At 40.5% G+C, this 1,566-nt stretch carries 1 protein-coding gene; it reads left to right on the forward strand.

The genetic code is table 11. The features are described 5' to 3' along the window. Positions 1–127: 127 nt before the first annotated feature. On the forward strand, positions 128–1,492 hold the full coding sequence (locus M3202_RS21925; protein ID WP_251225344.1) for an IS1182 family transposase: 1,365 nt from the start codon (positions 128–130) through the stop codon (positions 1,490–1,492). Positions 1,493–1,566 lie beyond the last annotated feature (74 nt).

The raw sequence follows: 1,566 nt of genomic DNA on the forward strand, positions 1-1,566 counted from the left end.
TGAATGAATTTCATAATTTAAGTCCCTACGGGCTCAAGGCTTTTAAGCACTAAAAAAAGGAGTACCTCCCCAAAAGTCGAATTAGTTAAGTGTCCAAACAAAACTACGACTGGAGGAAGACTCCCTTATGACTATTATACGACAAGGAAGCCTATTTGACCTGCAAGATTTATACGATTTAGAACCTACCCATCGTTTTGAGGCCGTTTTTTCAACGATTTACATTGATCCACTCTTAGCTGTTGTGTCAAAAAAAGCTCTTTATGGCGCGCCTGTTCAACTTAATTATGCAGCTATGATCTACTCACTTGTCGCTAGAGTTCTTGAACGTATTCCGACGATAAAGGATCTGATTAAACGACTCAAACATGACTATATGTTCCGTTTGGATTGCGGGTTCCTTCTTTCTGATACGATTCCATCCGAAGCTTCTTATTCGAGAATGCTTTCTAAAATAGCGGAATCACCTGTTCTTGAACGTGTTCAAGAAACGCTTATCCTTCAAGCAATGACAGAAGGATTTATCACAGATGACACGATTGCCATTGATGCGACTCATATCGAAGCTCGTGACCAGGCCCCATCAAAAGAAGAAAAGTCTAAACCTGAACCAAAAAAGCGCGGCCGCAAATCAAAAGAAGAGAAAGAAAAATGGCTTCAAGAACAAGCGGAACGAGAAGCGGCTCTCCCTATTTTCGAGAAAAGGATTGAAGCTCAACTTGATGCGTCTTTAGTCGAGTTAAGATCCGCTGTTCCTCTTGACCCTAAGTGGGGCATCAAGAAAAACAGTGAAGGAAAGAACGTTTTTTGGTTTGGCTACAAAGGACACTTCGCCGTCGGAACGAAAAGTCAGTACATCCTTCAGTCGCTCTTTTCCTCTGGAAACTTGAATGATGGAAAAGCTGCAATCCCTTTATTAAAAGGAATGCAAGAGCGTCTTTCTGAACTGAAAATTTCTTATAGTACACTTGATGCAGGTTATGATTATCTGGCTATTTACCAACAGATTTACCGAATCGGAGCGCAATCCGTTATTGCTTACAACAAGAAAAATGAATCAGAGCTAGAGGGATTTGATAAGCACTTTGCCCCAACTTGTGTCCGAGAACATTCGTATCGATACGATAGTTACGATGCAACGTACGAGACGTTAAAATATACACGTCCAAAAGAGTGTAAGGACTGCCCATTAGCAGAAGACACGTTATGCCAGAAGGTGTACAAAGTGAAAATCACAACCGATTTGCGACGCTATACTGCCCCAGCTCGTGGGTCAAAAGCATGGAAAACGATTTATAAGCAACGAAGTGCAGTAGAACGGGTCATTGCTTATCTCAAGGAATTTTTCCAGTTAAACAATGTTCGCTATCGTACAGGAAAACGGGCAAAAGTACATGTTGATTTGACTCATTTAGTATATAACGCAGCGAAGCTAGCGTGTGATCGTATAGCTAAATCCATTGCCAACAAGGAGAACATTCAAGTAGCTTAATTCAATTTTAAAAACGCTAAAAGCAAAATCGGTTTCGTGTAACATTAATGAACTAAGCTTTATGAAATTGATTC

This window comes from Halalkalibacter oceani (assembly GCF_023715605.1).
In the GTDB taxonomy this organism is placed as follows: Bacteria; Bacillota; Bacilli; order Bacillales; family Bacillaceae_D; genus Halalkalibacter; species Halalkalibacter oceani.

Excerpts from the sequence above, each read along its gene's own strand:
- M3202_RS21925 (WP_251225344.1), top strand. The coding sequence starts at position 128 with ATGACTATTATACGACAAGGAAGCCTATTTGACCTGCAAGATTTATAC.